The sequence below is a fragment of the Streptomyces sp. NPDC006743 genome, from assembly GCF_040703815.1.
GTDB lineage: Bacteria > Actinomycetota > Actinomycetes > Streptomycetales > Streptomycetaceae > Streptomyces.
This window is the reverse complement of record NZ_JBEYJA010000004.1, coordinates 182222-201030: the sequence shown is the minus strand read 5'-3', so window position 1 is coordinate 201030 and position 18809 is coordinate 182222. Positions and strand designations below refer to the sequence as shown.

17 protein-coding genes and 1 riboswitch are annotated in these 18809 nt (G+C 73.0%); of the genes, 10 read left to right on the top strand and 7 right to left on the bottom strand.

The genetic code is table 11. The features are described from left to right. The first annotated feature begins 40 nt into the window (after window positions 1–40). The gene (locus tag ABZ719_RS05495; protein ID WP_366723907.1) at window positions 41–1003 is read left to right on the top strand and encodes a carbohydrate-binding protein; all 963 of its coding nucleotides are present in this window, start codon (window positions 41–43) and stop codon (window positions 1001–1003) included. Between the two features lie 16 nt (window positions 1004–1019). On the opposite strand, the gene ABZ719_RS05490 is transcribed toward ABZ719_RS05495, so the two are convergent. The 3 genes from ABZ719_RS05490 to ABZ719_RS05480 form a co-directional block, all read right to left on the bottom strand. After that, the gene (locus ABZ719_RS05490) at window positions 1020–1949 is read right to left on the bottom strand and encodes a 1-phosphofructokinase family hexose kinase (RefSeq protein WP_366723906.1); all 930 of its coding nucleotides are present in this window, start codon (window positions 1947–1949) and stop codon (window positions 1020–1022) included. A 273-nt stretch (window positions 1950–2222) separates the two neighbouring features. Further along, window positions 2223–3365 (bottom strand): N-acetylglucosamine-6-phosphate deacetylase, encoded by a 1143-nt coding sequence (gene nagA / locus ABZ719_RS05485; protein ID WP_366723905.1) that lies wholly within the window; start codon window positions 3363–3365, stop codon window positions 2223–2225. A gap of 7 nt (window positions 3366–3372) precedes the next feature. Next, window positions 3373–4332, bottom strand: coding sequence for an ROK family protein (locus tag ABZ719_RS05480; RefSeq protein ID WP_366723904.1), 960 nt, complete (start codon window positions 4330–4332; stop codon window positions 3373–3375). A gap of 126 nt (window positions 4333–4458) precedes the next feature. On the opposite strand from ABZ719_RS05480, the gene ABZ719_RS05475 reads away from it, so the two are divergent. The 3 genes from ABZ719_RS05475 to otsB are packed head-to-tail and all read left to right on the top strand — an operon-like array spanning window position 4459 to window position 6948. After that, complete coding sequence (locus ABZ719_RS05475; protein WP_366723903.1) at window positions 4459–5709, top strand: extracellular solute-binding protein; 1251 nt, start codon at window positions 4459–4461, stop codon at window positions 5707–5709. A gap of 58 nt (window positions 5710–5767) precedes the next feature. Next, window positions 5768–6028 carry a DUF3263 domain-containing protein gene (locus ABZ719_RS05470; RefSeq protein WP_037857011.1) on the top strand — a complete coding sequence of 87 codons (261 nt, stop codon included), beginning with the start codon at window positions 5768–5770 and terminating at the stop codon, window positions 6026–6028. 50 nt (window positions 6029–6078) lie between these two features. Then, the gene (gene otsB, locus ABZ719_RS05465) at window positions 6079–6948 is read left to right on the top strand and encodes a trehalose-phosphatase (RefSeq protein WP_366723902.1); all 870 of its coding nucleotides are present in this window, start codon (window positions 6079–6081) and stop codon (window positions 6946–6948) included. Between the two features lie 43 nt (window positions 6949–6991). Here the strand turns inward: otsB and ABZ719_RS05460 are convergent, their stop codons facing one another. Both ABZ719_RS05460 and ABZ719_RS05455 read right to left on the bottom strand, forming a co-directional pair. Beyond that, entirely contained in the window at window positions 6992–8425 is a 1434-nt protein-coding gene (locus ABZ719_RS05460) for a trehalose-6-phosphate synthase (RefSeq protein ID WP_366723901.1), read from the bottom strand. Window positions 8426–8596: 171 nt separating this feature from the next. Continuing rightward, window positions 8597–9541: a glucosyl-3-phosphoglycerate synthase gene (locus tag ABZ719_RS05455; protein ID WP_366723900.1), complete on the bottom strand. Its 945-nt coding sequence runs from the start codon at window positions 9539–9541 to the stop codon at window positions 8597–8599. Between the two features lie 223 nt (window positions 9542–9764). Continuing rightward, window positions 9765–9938, top strand: a riboswitch (SAM riboswitch). Window positions 9939–9955: 17 nt separating this feature from the next. Here ABZ719_RS05455 and thrC point away from each other — a divergent pair. The 6 genes from thrC (at window position 9956) to ABZ719_RS05425 (ending at window position 17398) form a co-directional block, all read left to right on the top strand. Then, window positions 9956–11248, top strand: a complete 1293-nt coding sequence (thrC, locus tag ABZ719_RS05450; RefSeq protein WP_366723899.1) for a threonine synthase — start codon at window positions 9956–9958, stop codon at window positions 11246–11248. Then, window positions 11245–11520: a MoaD/ThiS family protein gene (locus ABZ719_RS05445; RefSeq protein ID WP_366723898.1), complete on the top strand. Its 276-nt coding sequence runs from the start codon at window positions 11245–11247 to the stop codon at window positions 11518–11520. The genes thrC and ABZ719_RS05445 overlap by 4 nt, the downstream gene beginning before the upstream one ends. Before the next feature lie 431 nt (window positions 11521–11951). Continuing rightward, entirely contained in the window at window positions 11952–12155 is a 204-nt protein-coding gene (locus tag ABZ719_RS05440) for a cold-shock protein (RefSeq protein ID WP_004986573.1), read from the top strand. A gap of 474 nt (window positions 12156–12629) precedes the next feature. After that, complete coding sequence (groL, locus tag ABZ719_RS05435; RefSeq protein ID WP_037856993.1) at window positions 12630–14252, top strand: chaperonin GroEL; 1623 nt, start codon at window positions 12630–12632, stop codon at window positions 14250–14252. Between the two features lie 190 nt (window positions 14253–14442). Then, a complete protein-coding gene (locus ABZ719_RS05430; protein ID WP_366723897.1) occupies window positions 14443–15594 on the top strand; it encodes an NADH:flavin oxidoreductase in 1152 nt (383 codons plus the stop codon). Between the two features lie 331 nt (window positions 15595–15925). Beyond that, complete coding sequence (locus ABZ719_RS05425; RefSeq protein ID WP_366723896.1) at window positions 15926–17398, top strand: MFS transporter; 1473 nt, start codon at window positions 15926–15928, stop codon at window positions 17396–17398. A 157-nt stretch (window positions 17399–17555) separates the two neighbouring features. Here the strand turns inward: ABZ719_RS05425 and ABZ719_RS05420 are convergent, their stop codons facing one another. Together ABZ719_RS05420 and ABZ719_RS05415 are read right to left on the bottom strand one after the other, a co-directional pair. Next, a complete protein-coding gene (locus ABZ719_RS05420; RefSeq protein WP_366723895.1) occupies window positions 17556–18134 on the bottom strand; it encodes a hypothetical protein in 579 nt (192 codons plus the stop codon). Between the two features lie 51 nt (window positions 18135–18185). Next, window positions 18186–18746, bottom strand: a complete 561-nt coding sequence (locus tag ABZ719_RS05415; RefSeq protein WP_366723894.1) for a DinB family protein — start codon at window positions 18744–18746, stop codon at window positions 18186–18188. Window positions 18747–18809 lie beyond the last annotated feature (63 nt).

The following is an 18809-nucleotide window of genomic DNA, read 5'->3' as shown; positions in this document are numbered from 1 at the left end:
ACGTACTGCACCCGACCCGCACTGTTGAGGAGACCAAGGGATGACGCCCGGCGAAAACGGCCCGAGCACGCCCGAGGACGACGACCCGTTCGGCTATCTGTACGCCGACGGTCAGGCCAACGGAGCCCAGCCGCCCTCCGGCGGTTACGGCTACCCCGGCTCGGTCAACCGGGTCCGCGCCGTCGGTCAGCGCCAGTACGGCCAGCAGACCCAGCAGACGCCCCAGGCCCCCACGGCGGCCTACGGCCAGGTCCCGCAGCAGGGGGCGTACGGCCGGCCGAACGCCCACTACGCCGCGCCCGAGACCCTGCCGGGCGGCGCACAGCCGCCCCGGCAGCAGCAGGGCCGGGGCAGCGGCGGTGGCGGCGGCCGGCGGGGCCCCAACACCAAGGGCCTGCTGATCGGAGCCGTCGCGGTGGTCGCCGCCGTCGTCATCGGCATCAGCGTCGCCATGATCGGCGACAAGTCCGACGAGAAGGGCGACGACACGGCGGGCGGCTCGACCCCGACGGCCCCCCGGAGCAGCGGTCCGGCCCCCTCGCCGAGCAGCAGCGTGGCCGCCGACGGCGAACTCCCGAAGATCGACGCGAAGGCCCTGCTGCTGGGCGGCGGCGCGACCACCGCCTCCGACGTCAAGGGCGCCCAGGCGGCCGACGGCGTCTACGTCAACAACTTCGACAAGCCCGGCGCCTCCGTCACCTGGACCGTCAACGGCATCCCGGAGGACGGCAAGTACAGCGTCTACATCGGCTACAGCGTGCCCGGCAAGGACGGCAAGGCCACCCTCACGGTCAACGGCACCCCGTCCACCACGGCCGTGAAGCTGAAGAACTGGGCGGGCGCGGGCGACGGGGACTACGAGAAGGGCTGGACGAAGACCTACAACTGGCTTCAGCTCAACAAGGGCACGAACACCCTCAAGATCTCGTGCGAGCAGGGCGACCAGTGCGACGCCTACCTCGACCAGCTGTGGCTGGTGAAGGGCTGGGTCGGGTCCTCCTGAGCCCGGCGGCCGATGCTCACGCCGCGCTGACCTGCCCCGTCACCTCCACCCGCCCCAGCAGCTTCTCGTAGGCCGCGCGGTCGAAGTCGCCGGCTGTCGGGGACAGCACCGTCGCCGCGGACAGGGCGACCGCGCGGGCCAGGCGGTCTTGCCAGGGCAGCTTCTCCACCAGGCCGGAGAGCAGGCCCGCGACCGCCGAGTCGCCCGCGCCGGTCGGGTTGCCGTGGACGCGGGCGGGCGGGGCGGCCCGCCACATGCCCTCGGGGGTGTGCGCGAGCAGGCCCTCGGCGCCGAGGGAGGCGATGACCGTGCGGGCGCCGCGCCTGCGGGCGTCCTGCGTGGCGCGCAGCGGCTCGTGGGAGCCGGTCAGCTCGGCCAGTTCGTCGGCGTTCGGCTTGATGATGTCGGGGCGGGCGGCCAGGCCGCGGCGCAGCGCCTCCCCGCTGGTGTCCAGCAGGACGGGCACGCCCGCCGAGCGCGCGGCGCGCACCAGGCCCGCGTACGCGCCCACCGGCAGTCCCGGCGGCAGGCTGCCGCACAGCGCCACCGCCGCCACGGAGGGCAGCAGGCCCTCGTAGGCGTCCTGGAAGGCGGACCACTCGGCGGCGGTGACGAGCGGGCCCGGTTCGTTGAGCTGGGTGGTGTCGCCGGTGTGCTCGTCGACCACCGCCACCGTGCGCCGGGTCGCGCCGGCCACCGGGACCAGCGCGTCCGTCACCCCGGGCTCGGCCGCGAGCCCGGCGCGCACCTCGCGTCCGGTGGCACCGCCCGCGAAGCCGGTGACCGTCACCTGGTGGCCGAGGGCCGCCAGGACCCGGGCCACGTTGATGCCCTTGCCGCCGGGCCGCTCGGTCACCTCCGACACGCGGTGCGAGGTGTGGGGCCGCAGGGACGGCACCCGGTAGGTGATGTCGAGAGCGGTGTTCAGCGTGACCGTGAGGATCACGTGGGCCGGCCTCCCCCGAGTAAGTGCGCTCGTCACGCACGTGCGCCTGTCACGATGGTCCGGCGGTCCGCCGGAGCTTCGATCATGCCAAACGGACGGCGAACCGCCCACCCCCCGTACCGGCCACAGCGTCCGGGCGGGCGGCCGCGTACCGCACGGAGCGCCACCGCGGTGCGGGACGGAGCACCGTACGAGCACCGCGCGCGTGCTGTACGAGCGCCGCGCGTGCGACGTACGAGCGCCGCACGGAGCGCCGCCCCGGGGCCGGGCGGATCAGCCCAGCCGGGGATCGACCACCCATTCACCGCGCCGCATGACGCCCTTGAGGACGAAGTCCTCGTCGAGCAGCACCAGGTCGGCGTCCTTGCCGGGCTCCAGGGAGCCGACGCGGTCGTCCATGCCGAGCAGCCGGGCCGGGTTGGCGGACAGCGCGGCCACCACGTCCTCGACCGGCAGCCGGTCGACGGTGACCGCGCGCCGCAGCGCCCGGTCCAGGGTGAGCGTGGAGCCCGCGATCGAGCCGCCCTCGACCAGCCGGGCCACGCCGTCGGTGACCTGGACCTCCAGGGGGCCGAGCAGGTAGCGGCCGTCGCCGGAGCCGGCGGCGTCCATGGCGTCGGTGATGAAGGCGACCCGGGCGGCGCCCGCGTGGTGGAAGGCCAGTTCCAGGGCGGCGGGGTGCAGATGGACGCCGTCGTTGATCAGCTCGACGGTGACCCGCTCGTCCTCCAGCAGGGCGGTGATCGGGCCGGGCGCGCGGTGGCCGACCGGCGGCATCGCGTTGAACAGGTGGGTGGCGACGGTGGCTCCGGCGTCGATCGCCTCGACCGTCTGCTCGTAGGTGGCGTCGGTGTGCCCGATCGCCGCGATCACGCCGTGCTCGGCGAGCAGCCGGACGGAGTCGAGGCCGCCGGGCAGCTCGGTGGCGAGCGTGACCATCCTGGCCTGGCCGCGGGCCGCGTCGACCAGCTTGCGCACGTCGGCCGGGTCCGGGTGGCGCAGCAGCGCCTCGGAGTGGGCGCCCTTGCGGCACGGGGAGATGAACGGACCCTCGAAGTGGATGCCCGCGATCTCGCCCTGCTCGGCCAGTTCGGACAGGAGCCCGGCCTGGTGGGTGAGCAGGTCCATCTCGTCGGTGACGGTGGAGGCGACGAGGGTGGTGGTGCCGTGCGCGCGGTGGGCGCGGACGGCGGTCATGACGTCCTCGGCCGAGCCGGAGAAGGCCGCGCCGCCGCCGCCGTGGTTGTGGAGGTCGACGAAGCCGGGGACCAGCCAGTGGCCCGTGACGTCGACGGTCTCGGCGCCGCGCGGGGCGTCCGCGGCGATCCGCGTGCCGTCGACGACCACACGGCCGCCGTCCGCGATCCCGGTGGGCAGCACCACCCGGGCTCCGTCGAGAACCTTGCTGGGGGCCATCTGGTGGCTACCTCCGGTCAGTCGTGGAAGGGGAAGAGGGGGCCGGCGCGGCGGTGCCGAGGAGGTCCCAGGCGAGCAGGCCCGCGCCCAGGCATCCGGCGGTGTCGCCGAGGGCCGCGGGGACGATGGTGGGGAGTTTCTGGAAGGTGACCCGCTGCCGGACGGCGTCCCGCAGCGGCGCGAAGAGGGTCTCGCCGGCCTCGGCGAGACCGCCGCCGATGATGAGCGTGCGCGGGTCGAGCAGGGTGAGCGCGGTGACCAGGCCGTCGGCGAGCGCGTCCACGGCCTCCTGCCACACCGCGCGGGCGCGCGCGTCGCCGGACTCGACGGCCTTGGCGCAGTCCGCCGCGTCCGCGTCCGGGTCGCCGCACGCCTCGGCCCAGGCCAGGCTGACGGCGGAGGCGGAGGCGAACCGCTCCAGGCAGCCGCGCTGGCCGCAGGGGCAGGGGGTGCCGCCGGGCCGGACGACGATGTGCCCGATCTCGCCGGCGAAGCCGTGCGCGCCCGCCTCCACCCGGCCGTCGATGCCGATGGCGCCCGCGATGCCGGTGCCCAGCGGGACGAACAGGAACCGGTCGGCGCCCTTGCCCGCGCCGATCCGGCCCTCGCCGAGGCCGCCGGTGCGCACGTCGTGGCCGAGGGCGACGGGGGTGCCGAGCCGTTCGGCGAGCAGGTCGCGCAGCGGTACGTCGTGCCAGCCGAGGTTGGCCGAGTAGGCGGCGACGCCCCGCGCCTCGTCGACGATGCCGGGGACGGCGACGCCCGCCGCGGCGGCCGGTTCGCCGAAGCGCTCGGCGCCGTGGGCGCGCAGTTCGGCGGCGAAGCCGAGGATGCCCTCGACGACGGCGTCGGGGCCGCGCTCGCGGCCGGTGGGCCGGCGCGCCTGGTGGAGCAGCCCGCCGTTCTTGTCGACCAGTGCGGCCTTCATGCCGGTGCCGCCCACATCGAGCGCGATGACGTGTCTCACGCGGAACAGTGTGGCCCTTGGACCCGCGAGAGGTCTAGTCCACTGGCCTGGTGTAGACCTATCGTGTCCACATGGTGAGCGCGAGACGGTTGGGGCGGGAACGCAGTGCAGCGGCGTAGGGCAGGAATGATCGCGGCGGTGTCCGCGCTGGGCATGACCTCGGTCCTCGGCGGCTGCGGGAGCACCGGATCCTCCGACGTCACCCTCAAGCTGGTCGCCGCCGACTACGGTGACTCCTCGGCCAACGGTTCCCAGAAGTACTGGGACAAGCTGGCCCGTGACTACGAGTCCCAGCACTCCGGGGTGAAGATCGACGTCAAGGTCTACTCCTGGACCGATGTCGACCGCAAGGTCAAGGAGATGGTCGACGCCGGGGACCCGCCGGACATGGCGCAGATCGGCGCGTACGCCGACTACGCCTCCCAGGACCTGCTCTACAAGGCCGACGACCTGCTCTCCATAGCCGTGCAGGCCGACTTCCTCGACCAGCTCTCCGAGGCCGGGCAGGTGCGCCACCTGCAGTACGGCATCCCGTTCGCCGCCTCCACCCGCGTGCTCTTCTACAACAAGACCCTCTTCTCCCAGGCGGACCTCACCCCGCCCAAGACCTGGGACCAGCTCGCCGCCGACGCCGAGGCGCTGAAGGCCAAGGGCGTGAAGTACCCCTACGCGCTGCCGCTCGGCCCCGAGGAGGCGCAGGCCGAGACGATGCAGTGGCTGCTGAGCGGCGGCGCCGGCTACACCGACGACATCGGCACGTACACCATCAACTCCCCGCAGAACGCCGAGACGTTCACCTGGCTCAAGGACGAACTGGTCGGCAAGGGCCTGACCGGTCCCGTCGCGCCCGGCAAGCTCAACCGCGCCGACGCCTTCGACGCCTTCGCCAAGGGCCAGGTCGGCATGCTCAACGGCCACCCCACGCTGATGAAGAAGGCCACGCAGGCGGGCGTGAAGTTCGGCATGGTGCCGGTGCCGGGCAGGGACGGCACGCCCAAGGCCACCATGGGCGTCACCGACTGGATGATGGCCTTCAAGAAGGGCGGCCACAAGAAGGAGATCGGGGACTTCCTCGACTTCGTCTACAGCGAGAAGAACGTCCTGGACTTCTCCCGCGAGTACGACCTGCTGCCCGTCACCACCTCCGCCTCCGAGGCGATGGCCGCGGCCCCGCAGGACAAGAACCTGTGGCCGTTCCTCCAGGAACTGTCCCTCGCCCAGCTCTACCCGGCGGGCAAGACGTCCTGGGCGCAGGTCAGCGCCGAGGTCAAGAAGCGCATCGGCGGCACGGTCACCCCCGGCGGCGACCCGACGGGCGTCCTCAACCAGCTCCAGACCCTCGCCTCGGAGGCCGAGGCCAGGGAGAACGCGGGCTGAGCCGGCCGGGCCCGGCTCCGCCCGGCGCGTTGTCGGTGGCCGGGGTTACCGTGCCCGTATGGACGTGGACGACGACGCGGGCGGCGAGCGGGAGCCGGGTCTCGGGCTGCGGGAGCGGGAGATCCTCGCCCTGGAGCGGCGGGGCTTCACCGGCCCCGGCCTGAAAGAGCGCGCGATACGCGAGGAACTCGGGCTCTCCCCCGTCCGCTACTACCAGCTCCTCAACGCCCTGCTCGACGACACGCGGGCCCTGGCGCACGACCCGGTGACCGTCAACCGGCTGCGCCGTGTGCGTCAGGCGCGGCGGTCGGAGCGCTGAGCGGCGGCCGCCGAGGAGTGGGCCCGGCCGTGTGTGGATAGGTTCGGCGTATGGGCCACGACACCGACTCGACCAACCCCGCCCCCGACGCCCCCGCCCTGCCGGTGCCCGCCACGCGGGCCGGACGGGACGGGCTCGCCGCGCTGCTCGCGCGGCCGGAGCGCGCGGTGATCGCGCTCGACTTCGACGGCACGCTCGCACCGATCGTGCCCGACCCGGACCAGGCCAGGGCGCACCCGGGCGCGGTGCCCGCCCTGGCCGCGCTCGCCCCGAAGGTGGCCGCCGTGGTGGTGGTCACCGGCCGCCCCGCCGGAGTGGCGGTGCGGCACGGCGGCTTCGCCGGCGTGCCCGGCCTGGACCACCTCGTCGTCCTCGGCCACTACGGTGCCGAACGCTGGGACGCGGCCACCGGCACCGTCACCGCCCCGGCCCCGCACCCCGGCGTCGCCGCCGTCCGCGCCGAGCTGCCCGGCTTCCTGGACCGGATCGGTGCCTGGCAGGGCACCTGGATCGAGGAGAAGGGCCGCTCCCTGGCCGTGCACACCCGCCGCGCCGAGGACCCCCAGGCCGCCTTCGACGCCCTGCGCGAGCCCCTGGCCGGCCTGGCCGCCCGCCACGGGCTGATCGTCGAACCCGGCCGGATGGTCCTCGAACTGCGCCCGCCGGGCATGGACAAGGGCGTCGCCCTCCTGGACCTCGTCCGCGGCCTCGGCGCGGGCTGCGTCCTGTACGCCGGGGACGACCTCGGCGACCTGCCCGCCTTCACCGCCCTGGACAAGCTCCGCTCCGACGGCCTGCCGGGCGTCCTGGTGTGCAGCGGCAGCACGGAGGTGACCGAACTGTCCGAGCGGGCCGACCTGGTGGTCCCGGGCCCCGCGGGGGTGGTGGAACTCCTCGGCGCCCTGGCGGCGCACGCCTGAGCCCCGGGGCCGGCGCGGGCGCCCGGGGCGGTGGAGGACCGGGTCAGCCCGCGTTCAGCTCGTGCAGCTGGTCCAGGAACCACTGGGCCGGCGGGAGCGCGGTGGCCGCCGCGGCCAGGCGGCCCGTCCGTTCGGACCGTTCCGTGCCGGGCATGCTCAGCGCCTCGTGCAGCGCCGCCGCCGTGCCCGCCACGTCGTACGGGTTGACCACCAGCGCGTCCTCGCCCAGCTCGGCGTAGGCGCCCGCCTCCCGCGACAGCACCAGCGCGCACCCCGAGTCGGAGATCACCGGGACCTCCTTGGCGACCAGGTTCATCCCGTCCCGGATGGGGTTGACCAGTGCCACGTCCGCGATCCGGTAGGCGGCGAGCGAGCGGGCGAAGTCGTCCTTGACGTGCAGGACGACCGGCGTCCACCCGGGCGTGCCGAACCGCTCGTTGATCTCCTGGGCAAGCCGCCGCACCTCGGCCGTGTACTCCCGGTAGACGGCGAGGTCCTGCCGTGAGGGGTAGGCGAAGGCGACGTGCACCACCCGTTCGCGCCACTCGGGGCGGTCCTGGAGCAGCTGCCGGTATGCCAGCAGCCCGCGCACGATGTTCTTCGACAGCTCGGTGCGGTCCACCCGGACGATCGTCCGGCGGGCCCCGCCGTCCGGGGCGGCGCCGATCTCCTCGCGCAGCGCCGCCATCCGCTCCTTGACGTCGGCCCGGTGCGAGCGCTCGCGCAGGAACTCCGCGTCCGCGCCGAGCCCGTGCACCCCGACGCGGGTGCCGCCGAGCCCGCCGGCCAGCGCCTCGCAGCACTGCGCGAAGGCGTCCGCCCACCGCTGGGTGAGGAAGCCGAGCCGGTCCGCGCCCAGCATGCCGCGCAGCACCTGCTCGGCGATGTCGTCGGGCAGCATCCGGAAGTAGTCCACGGGCGCCCACGGCGTGTGCGAGAAGTGCCCGATCCGCAGATCCGGCCGGAAATCGCGCAGCATCCCCGGGACCAGCGTGAGGTGGTAGTCCTGCACGAGTACGGCCGCGCCCTCGGCGGCCTCCTCGGCCAGCGCCTCGGCGAACGCCCGGTTGTAGGCCTCGTACGAAGCCCACTGGCGCCGGAACTCCGCGTCGAAGACGGGCTCCAGCGGGGTCTGGTAGAGCATGTGGTGGACGAACCACAGCACCGAGTTGGCGATGCCGTTGTAGGCGTCGGAGAAGACGTCCGGGGCGATGTCGAGCATCCGGACCCGCTGGCCGCCGGTGTCCTCGGCCGGCAGCCGCCGGCCGTCCTCGAAGCGCCGTACGGCCTCCCGGTCGGCGTCGCCGAGCGCGGCGCACACCCAGACCGCGCCCGCGTCCGGGCCGATCGCGGACAGGCCGGAGACCAGCCCTCCGCCGCCGCGTTTCGCGTGCAGGGAGCCGTCCTCGCGCAGCTCGTACGAAACCGGCCCGCGATTGGACGCGACCAGCACTTCGGCACCGTGCGTTGCAGCCATGGTCCTCAACCTAGCCCGGCTTTCGAACGCTCAAACGTACGCGGCGGCGCCCCGCCGGCGCGGCGGGTCCGGTCCCGGCCACCCGCCCGGCGGCGGCCCGCACCCGGGCGCGGTCACCCGGCCGGGGCCCGCGCCGGGTCCCGGCGACGTGCTCCCGCCGTCCGCTTCGGGTCAGGCCACCCGGCGGGCCGCGTACTCCGCGATCTCCGTCATCGGGGGGCGTTCCTCGGTGTCCACCGAGTACGTACGCGGCTCGAAGCCGTCCGCGCCGCGCTCGAACTGCGTGAGCGAGGGGCGGAGCAGGTGGCCGCGGGCCAGGCGGAGCTGGGCCGTGCGGTAGATCGCGGCGGACATCCGCCCGAGCGCCTGCCCGTCCTGGTGGCGGTGGATGCGCTCGCCCACGTCCACCTGGGCGAGCGCGTCCAGGCCGACCAGGTGCAGCGCGTCGACGAGCATGCCCAGCTCGACGCCGTACCCGACCGGGAACGGCAGTTGCTCCAGCAGCGAGCGGCGGGCCGCGTACTCACCGCCGAGCGGCTGCACGAATCCGGCCAGCTGCGGCCAGTGCATGTTGAGCAGCGGCCGGGCCATCAGCTCGGTGACCCGGCCGCCCTGCCCGGCGGCGGTGCCCAGCGGACGGTCGTACATCGCCTTGACCAGCTGCACCTCCGGATCGGTGAGCAGCGGCCCGACGATGCCGGTGACGAAGTCGGCGGAGAACTCCCGCAGGTCGGCGTCGACGAAGCAGACGACGTCCCCGCGGGTCACCAGCAGCGAGCGCCACAGCACCTCGCCCTTGCCGGGCACCGCGGGGATGCGGGGGAGGATCGCGTCGCGGTGCACCACCCGGGCGCCCGCCGCGGCGGCCACCGCCGAGGTCCGGTCGGTGGAGCCGGAGTCGACCACGACGAGTTCGTCGACCAGCGGGACCCGCGCCATCAGGTCGCGGCGGATCACGGAGACGATGTCGCCGACCGTCTCCTCCTCGTTCAGCGCGGGCAGCACGACGCTGACCGAGGAGCCGCTCGCGCGTTTGGCGGCCAGTACGCCGTCGAGCGGCCGATCGGCGACGGACCAGGACCGTGTCCTCAGCCAGCGCTCGACTTCTTCCAGCACGGTCGGTGACTCCTCACTCCTGCTCGGATCGCTGCGGCCCGCTGCCCGGCCCGGATCACATCATCGTGTGATCTGTCTCGCGGTTCGGACGTCCGTCTCGCCCCGTCCTGGCCGTCGGTTACAGTCTTGAACAACGCGGACGACGCTCGCATGCCGGGGTCGCCGCGACCTGCCACCGCGTGATCGCGCGGCAGGACACAACAGCAGGACCACAACCGAATACCGCTCATCCAGAGGGGCAGAGGGACACGGCCCGATGAAGCCCCGGCAACCCTCCAGCCGGTCTCGTACCGACGGATCGCTGTACGTCAGCCGTCCGCTCGCCACCGCGGGGCTCCCGGCTAGGGAAGGTGCCAAATCCGTCTCACGGCGAGATGCGTCGTGAGGAAGATGAGGAGAAAGGGCCTCGCCTCCATGGCTGTGCAGACAGTTGCCACCAGCACCGACACCCCCTCCGTCGATCTCGGCCCCGCCGCCGCGCTCAGCTGCCGCGAGTGCGGCCACCGCGTGCCGCTGGGCCCGGTCTTCGCCTGCGAGGAGTGTTTCGGCCCGCTGGAGATCGCCTACGACTTCTCGGGCCACGACACCGAGGAACTGCGCAAGAGGATCGAGGCCGGTCCGGCGAACATCTGGCGCTACGCCCCGCTGCTGCCCGTCCCCGCCGACGTGGCCGGCAAGCCGAACCTCAACCCCGGCTGGACCAAGCTCGTCCAGGCGGACCACCTCGCCGCCGAGATCGGCGTCGACACCGGCAGGCTCTTCGTCAAGGACGACTCCGGCAACCCGACGCACTCCTTCAAGGACCGGGTCGTCGCCCAGGCCCTGGAGGCCGCGCGCGCCTTCGGCTTCACCACCCTGTCCTGCTCCTCCACCGGCAACCTGGCCGGTGCCGTCGGCGCCGCCGCCGCCCGCGCCGGCCTGCGCTCGTGCGTGTTCATCCCGCACGACCTGGAGCAGGGCAAGGTCGTCATGGCCGCGATCTACGGCGGCGAGCTCGTCGGCATCGAGGGCAACTACGACGACGTGAACCGGTTCTGCTCCGAGCTGATCGGCGACCCGGCCGGCGAGGGCTGGGGCTTCGTCAACGTCAACCTGCGGCCGTACTACGCCGAGGGCTCCAAGACGCTGGCGTACGAGATCTGCGAGCAGCTCGGCTGGCGGCTGCCGGACCAGATCGTCGTCCCGATCGCCTCCGGCTCGCAGCTCACCAAGGTCGACAAGGGCCTGCGCGAGCTGATCGCGCTCGGGCTGGTCGAGGACAAGCCGTACAAGATCTTCGGCGCGCAGGCCGAGGGCTGCTCGCCGGTGTCCACCGCCTTCAAGGCCGGGCACGACGTCGTCCGGCCGCAGAAGCCGGACACCATCGCCAAGTCCCTCGCCATCGGCAACCCCGCCGACGGGCCGTACGTGCTGGACATCGCGCGCCGCACCGGCGGAGCGGTGGAGGATGTGACGGACGCGCAGATCGTCGACGCGATCAAGCTGCTCGCCCGCACCGAGGGCATCTTCGCGGAGACCGCGGGCGGTGTGACGGTCGGTGTCACGAAGAAGCTGGTCGAGGCCGGCGTCCTCGACCCGACGAAGACCACCGTCGTCCTGAACACGGGTGACGGCCTGAAGACCCTGGACGCGGTGGCCGGCACCGGTCTGACCGCCACCATCCGCCCGACCCTGGACTCCTTCCGAGAGGCTGGCCTCGCATCATGAGCGTGACCGTTCGCATCCCCACCATCCTGCGCACCTACACCGGCGGACAGGCCGAGGTGAGCGCCGAGGGCGCCACGCTCGCCGATGTGATCTCCGACCTGGAGAAGAACCACACGGGCATCGCCGCGCGCGTCCTGGACGACCAGGGCAAGCTGCGCCGCTTCGTCAACGTCTACGTCAACGACGACGACGTGCGTTTCGAGCAGGGCCTCCAGACCGAGACCCCGGACGGCGCCGGCGTCTCGATCATCCCGGCGGTCGCCGGCGGCTGACCATTACCGTAGGTAATGTCGATCACCGAGCGTGCCGTGAATTGCCCCCTCCGCGAGAGAAGCGGAGGGGGCAATTCCATGTGATTGAGCGCGGTAGAGTTGGGGAACACGCCCCGGATCTTCCGGATGAGCGCCTGTGGATTCCTGCCGCCCGCCGATGAGAAGCAGCCAAAATGCGCGGGTATTCTGCGGCATTTGCCTTGTTTTGCGGGGCCCGACTTGCCCGGGGATCGACTGAATTCTCGTCACATTCCGGACCGCTCCCGCCCGGAATTCTCGTCCGATTGACCTGTTGCAGACGGCAGTTGGACAGATACATTCAGCCGCGGTCGACGCGTTCCGGCGCACGCCCCCGATCCACGGGGGGTGAGGTCTGACCCGGATCCGCGAAGTGCGGATCTGTGCAAGGGCCAGTAATAGGGGAGTTAGGCATGGCTCAGGGCACCGTCAAGTGGTTCAACGCGGAGAAGGGGTACGGCTTCATCGCGGTCGACGGTGGTGCGGACGTCTTCGTCCACTACAGCGCGATCCAGATGGACGGCTACCGCACGCTGGAAGAGGGCCAGCGGGTCGAGTTCGAGATCTCGCAGGGTCAGAAGGGCCCGCAGGCCGACATGGTTCGCGTCACCGCCTGAACGTACGTCACACGAAGGGCCCACACCTCCACGGGGGTGTGGGCCCTTCGTCCGTTCCCGCCCGCGCCCCCGGCCGCCCGCCCGCGCCCCCGGCCGCCCGCCCGCGCCCCCGGCCGCCCGCCCGCGCGCCGGCCCGCACGCCCGGCCGCCCGCGTGCCCGCGCTCCCGCCCGACCGGCAGGCCCCCGTCCGCCCCCGGCTGATCCCGTCCGCGCGCACGCCCGGCGCGCGCGCCCGTCCATCACCCGACCACCACCCCTCATCGAGCCCGCTTCGCGGGCGGACCTTGCACTCGGGCATGCCGAGTGCTAATCATTGGCGTTAGCACTCTGAAGGTGAGAGTGACAACGAAGGACCGGGTCGGTGAGGCCCGCAGGCCGCGTGGGGCAAGGAACCACAAGGCCGGCGAGCCGTCCGTCGCGGGCGCGGGCGCGGTCCGAAGGAATCACCCCCAGTCCTGGAGGGACCACTTCACATGGCCAAGATCATCGCGTTCGACGAGGAGGCGCGGCGCGGCCTCGAGCGCGGCATGAACCAGCTCGCGGACGCCGTCAAGGTGACGCTCGGCCCCAAGGGTCGCAACGTCGTCCTCGAGAAGAAGTGGGGCGCGCCCACGATCACCAACGATGGTGTCTCCATCGCCAAGGAGATCGAGCTCGAGGACCCGTACGAGAAGATCGGCGCCGAGCTGGTCAAGGAAGTCGCCAAGAAGACGGACGACGTCGCCGGTGACGGTACGACCACCGCGACCGTCCTCGCCCAGGCCCTGGTCCGCGAGGGCCTGCGCAACGTGGCCGCCGGTGCCAACCCGATGGCCCTGAAGCGCGGTATCGAGAAGGCCGTCGAGGCCGTCTCCGCCGCCCTGCTCGACCAGGCCAAGGAGGTCGAGACCAAGGAGCAGATCGCCTCCACCGCCTCCATCTCCGCCGCCGACACCCAGATCGGCGAGCTGATCGCCGAGGCCATGGACAAGGTCGGCAAGGAAGGCGTCATCACCGTCGAGGAGTCGCAGACCTTCGGTCTGGAGCTCGAGCTCACCGAGGGCATGCGCTTCGACAAGGGCTACATCTCCGCCTACTTCGCGACCGACATGGAGCGCATGGAGGCGGTGCTCGAGGACCCGTACATCCTCATCGCCAACTCCAAGATCTCCTCGGTCAAGGACCTGCTCCCGCTCCTGGAGAAGGTCATGCAGTCGGGCAAGCCGCTGCTGATCATCGCCGAGGACGTCGAGGGCGAGGCCCTGTCGACCCTGGTCGTCAACAAGATCCGCGGCACCTTCAAGTCCGTCGCCGTCAAGGCCCCGGGCTTCGGCGACCGCCGCAAGGCCATGCTCGGCGACATCGCCATCCTCACGGGCGGCGAGGTCATCTCCGAGGAGGTCGGCCTCAAGCTGGAGAACGCCACCCTCGACCTGCTGGGCAAGGCCCGCAAGGTCGTCATCACCAAGGACGAGACCACCATCGTCGACGGTGCCGGCTCCTCCGAGCAGGTGGGCGGCCGGGTCAACCAGATCCGCGCCGAGATCGAGAACAGCGACTCCGACTACGACCGCGAGAAGCTCCAGGAGCGCCTGGCGAAGCTCGCGGGCGGCGTGGCCGTCATCAAGGCCGGTGCCGCCACCGAGGTGGAGCTGAAGGAGCGCAAGCACCGCATCGAGGACGCCGTGCGCAACGCCAAGGCGGCCGTCGAGGAGGGCATCGTCGCCGGTGGTGGCGTGGCCCTGCTGCAGGCCTCCCAGGTGTTCGAGAAGCTGGAGCTGGAGGGCGACGAGGCCACCGGTGCCGCCGCCGTCAAGCTGGCGCTCGAGGCCCCGCTGAAGCAGATCGCCGTCAACGCCGGCCTCGAGGGCGGTGTCGTGGTGGAGAAGGTGCGCAACCTGACCCCGGGCCACGGCCTGAACGCCGCGACCGGCGAGTACGTCGACCTGGTCGCCGAGGGCATCATCGACCCGGCCAAGGTGACGCGCTCCGCGCTGCAGAACGCCGCGTCGATCGCCGCGCTGTTCCTCACCACCGAGGCCGTCATCGCCGACAAGCCGGAGAAGGCCGCCGCGGCCGCTCCGGGCGGCATGCCGGGCGGTGACATGGACTTCTGATCCCGCGCGGATCAGGCTCGTCCTTGCCGAGGGCGGCACTCCCTGGAGACAGGGGGTGCCGCCCTCGGGCGTGTCCGGGGCGGCGGGCGCCCGGGGGACGGAGGCGGTGGCTCCTCCCATACCATTCGGTATGCATACCGCCCGGTATGCAGCCGGCAGGTCTTCACCGTCCTTCCGAGGAGCCCCCCGTATGACCGTCACCACCACCCCCGGCCCCGTCCCCGGACCGGAGTCCGCCTCCCGGGCGGCCCGCGTCCTCTCGCGTCCCGTCACCCTGAACGGCCTGACCGTCCCCAACCGGATAGTCATGGCCCCGATGACCCGCCGGTTCTCGCCGGGCGGTGTCCCGGGCGAGGACGTGCGCTCCTACTACGCCCGCCGGGCCGCCGCCGGGGTGGGCCTCATCGTCACCGAGGGCACGTACGTCGGGCACCCCTCGGCGGGGGAGAGCAGCAGGGTGCCGCGCTTCCACGGGGAGGAGCAGCTCGCGGCCTGGGAGAAGGTCGCCGGGGCCGTCCACGCGGAGGGCGGCACGATCGTCCCCCAGCTGTGGCACGTCGGCATGGTCCGCCAGGAGGGACGGCCGCCCTTCCCGGACGCGCCCCCGGTCGGCCCGTCCGGGCTGCGCCTGGACGGCACCGAGGGCGGCCGGGCGATGACGCGGACCGACCTGGACGAGGTGATCGGGGCCTTCGCCGAGGCGGCGGGCGCGGCGCAGCGCCTCGGCTTCGACGGCGTGGAGATCCACGGCGCCCACGGCTACCTGCTGGACCAGTTCCTGTGGGCGGGCACCAACCGCCGTACGGACGCCTACGGCGGTGATCCGGTGGCCCGGACCAAGTTCGCGGCGGAGGTCGTCGAGGCGGTCCGCGCGGCCGTCTCGCCCTCCTTCCCGGTCCTCTTCCGCTACTCGCAGTGGAAGCAGGAGGCCTACGACGCCCGGCTCGCCGGGACGCCGCAGGAGCTGGAGGCGATCCTGGCCCCGCTGGCGGCGGCCGGGGTGGACGCCTTCCACGCCTCCACCCGCCGGTACTGGCTCCCCGAGTTCGAGGGCTCCGACCTCAACCTGGCGGGCTGGACGAAGAAGCTCACCGGCAGGCCGGTCATCACCGTCGGCTCGGTCGGCCTCCAGGGCGGTGACTTCCTCCGCGGCCTGCGGGGGGAGGGTGCCGCGGTCGGCGGCATCGACAACCTGCTGGACCGGCTGGAGCGCGAGGAGTTCGACATGGTCGCCGTGGGCCGGGCGCTGCTCCAGGACCCTGAGTGGGCGGCGAAGGTGCTCACCGACCGCACCGCGGACCTGAAGCCGTTCGACGCGGCGGCACTGACCACACTGAGCTGACCCGAGCGGGACCCGCCCCGCCTCCACGGCAGGCCCGGCGCGGGCCGTCGGGGAGACGGGGCGGGTCCCAGGGCGCCGGGAGCGAGGCGGCGGTTCCCACGCGGGTCAGGAGACGGGCCCGGGGACCGGGCCGAGCCGGTCCGCGGCGCCGCGCGTCAACGCGGAGGCGGCCGGGAGCGGGACCGCCGGGGCGCTCGGCGGAGATTTTTTACCGGGCCCGGCCCCGCCGGGGCGCGCGGCCCGACGGTGGCGGATTTCGCTTGCTTAAGTCAATCAAATCGAATTATGGTTGCTTGAGTCAAGTACCCCTGCGCTTCCGGAGACCTCTTCCATGTCCGACGGACCTGCCCGGCCCACCGCGGCCGGGGCCCTGCCCAGACCCAACGCGATCGTGGCCGTCCTGGCCTTCGGCGGCATCGTGGTCTCGCTGATGCAGACCCTGGTGATCCCGATCGTCTCGGAGCTGCCGAAGCTGCTGCACGCCTCCGCCTCGGACGCCGCCTGGGTCGTCACCGCCACGCTGCTCGCCGCCGCCGTCGCCACCCCGGTGATGGGCCGCCTCGGTGACATGTACGGCAAGCGCCGCATGCTGCTGGTCAGCCTGGCCATGCTGGTGATCGGCTCGGTCACCGCCGCGCTCAGCGACTCCCTGGCCCCGATGGTCGTCGGGCGCGCCCTGCAGGGTCTGGCCTCCGGTGTGATCCCGCTCGGCATCAGCATCATGCGCGACGAACTGCCCGCCGAGCGGCTCGGTTCGGCGACCGCGATGATGAGCGCCTCGCTCGGTGTCGGCGGCGCCCTCGGTCTGCCCGCCGCCGCGGTCATCGCCGAGAACTTCGACTGGCACGTCCTGTTCTGGGCCTCGGCGGCCCTGGGCGCCGTCGCGGCGATCCTCGTGCTGCTGCTCGTACCGGAGTCGCAGGTGCGCTCCGGCGGCCGTTTCGACGCCGTGGGCGCCGTCGGCATGGCGGCGGGTCTGATGTGTCTGCTCCTTGGGGTCTCCAAGGGGGCCGACTGGGGCTGGGGCAGCGGCCGGACGCTGGGCCTGTTCGCCGCGGCCGTCGTGATCCTGCTCGCCTGGGGCGCCTTCGAGCTGCGCGTCCCGGCCCCGCTGGTGGACCTGCGCACCACCGCCCGCCGCCAGGTGCTGATGACCAACCTGGCCTCCATCGCGATCGGCTTCGCGATGTTCTCCATGTCCCTGGTGATCCCGCAGCTGCTCCAGCTGCCCGCCCAGACCGGTTACGGGCTCGGCAAGTCGCTGCTCACCACCGGTCTCGTCATGGCCCCGTCCGGGCTGGTGATGATGGCGGTGGCCCCCTTCTCCGCCTCCCTGTCCCGGGCCCGCGGGCCCAAGGTGACCCTGATGACCGGCGCCCTCATCGTGGCCGCCGGGTACGGCCTGAACATCGTCCTCATGGACCAGGTGTGGCACTTCGTGCTGGCGCCCTGTGTCATCAGCGCGGGCATCGGCTTCACCTACGGGGCGATGCCCACGCTCATCATGGGTGCCGTCCCCGCCTCCGAGACGGGCGCGGCCAACAGCCTCAACACGCTGATGCGGTCCATCGGCACGTCGACCGCGAGCGCGGTCGCCGGTGTGGTCCTCGCCCACCTCACCACGCGTTTCGGCCCCTACGCGCTGCCCTCGGAGAACGGTTTCCGCACCGTCCTGGCGCTGGGCGCGGGCGCCGCCCTGCTCGGCTTCCTCATCGCCGCCTTCATCCCGGGCCGGGGCGCGGCCGCGGCGGCCGCGCCGGTGGCGGCGGCCGGGGAGGCCAAGGCGCCCGAGGTGAAGGCCTGAACCGGGAGCGGAGGCCGGGCCCCGAGGTGACGGGGCGGGCCGGGGGCGGAGGCCGGGTCCCGAGGTGACGGGGCGGGCCGGGAGGGAAGGAGTGGAGCGGGCCGGTGGCGAGGCGCCGGCCCGGTGTCCCGGCCCGCCCCTCACCCGCCCCCGGGTCCTACAGGTTGCCCATCGGTTCGATGTCCGCCCGTACCGGAGTGCCCCAGACGCGTACCACCTCGTAGTCGGTGAACTCGTGCACCAGCCGGTAGGCGGTCGCCGCGCGGGGGGAGCGCTGCTGGGCCGCGAGGAACAGCTCCGCCTCGCGCCGTTCCCGGCGCGGGGTGCCGCACAGCTGCCACTCCCGGCCGTTCCACAGCTCCGGCAGCCAGCGCTGCTGGGCCTGGGGACGGTCCTCGCGCACGCCGTAGCGGGTGGGGGCGCTCTCGCCGGACGCCGAGGCGGCCGGCCGGCGGGGGCCGCCGTCGTACTGGGCCCGGCGGGCGGCACGGCGCCGGGTCTCGCACAGCAGGCACAGGTCGGGCGCGTCCTGGTCGACGGGCCCGCCGGGATGCTCGGCGCACCGGGTGGCGGGCCGGTCCTGCGAGACGCTCTCCTCCAGCAGGTCGAGCGCCCGCCGCAGATCCGCCTTGATCTCGTGCAGCCGGGCGTCCGGGGTCTCGGCGTCCAGCTCCTCGCCGTGCTCCCCGACCACCCGCAGGGCCCGCCCGAGCGCCGTCAGCTGTGCGTGGTTCATACCGGCCAGCGTCGCACACCGCACCGCCCGGACGGCGGCCCCCCGAGGTGGTCAGCCCATGCTCTTCGCGCCGTCCAGCGCCTCGCGGATGATGTCGGCGTGACCGGTGTGCTGCGCGGTCTCGGCGATGATGTGCAGCAGCACCCGGCGGGCCGACCAGTGGGTGTCGGCCTCGAACCAGGGGGCCTCGGGCAGCGGCTGCTCGGCGTCCAGGTCGGGCAGGGAGGCGACCAGCTCCTCGGTGCGGCGGGCCACCTCCGCGTAGGCCGCCAGCACTCCCTCCAGGGTGTCACCGGGCAGCATGCGGAACTCGTCCGCGCGCCGGGCGAAGTCCTCCTCGGTCATGGCGGAGAAGTCGGGCATCGCGGAGGGGCCCTCCACGATGAACGCGGCCCACAGCCGCTCCACCGACGTGACGTGCTTGATCAGGCCGCCCAGGCACAGCTCGCTGGTGGTGGTGCGCCGGCCGGCCTGCTCGTCGGTGAGGTCCCGGGTGGTGAAGGTCAGGAAGTGACGCTGCTTGGCCAGCGCCTGCAGCAGGTCCGCGCGCTCACCGGTGACGGCCGGCGCGGCGGGGCTCACGGTGCCGGTGTTCTGCGTCGTCTCGCTCATGGTCTCGGCCTTCCGCCAGAGTTCTGTTCCCTCGGTCGACGACCACGCTACGGACGATCTAGG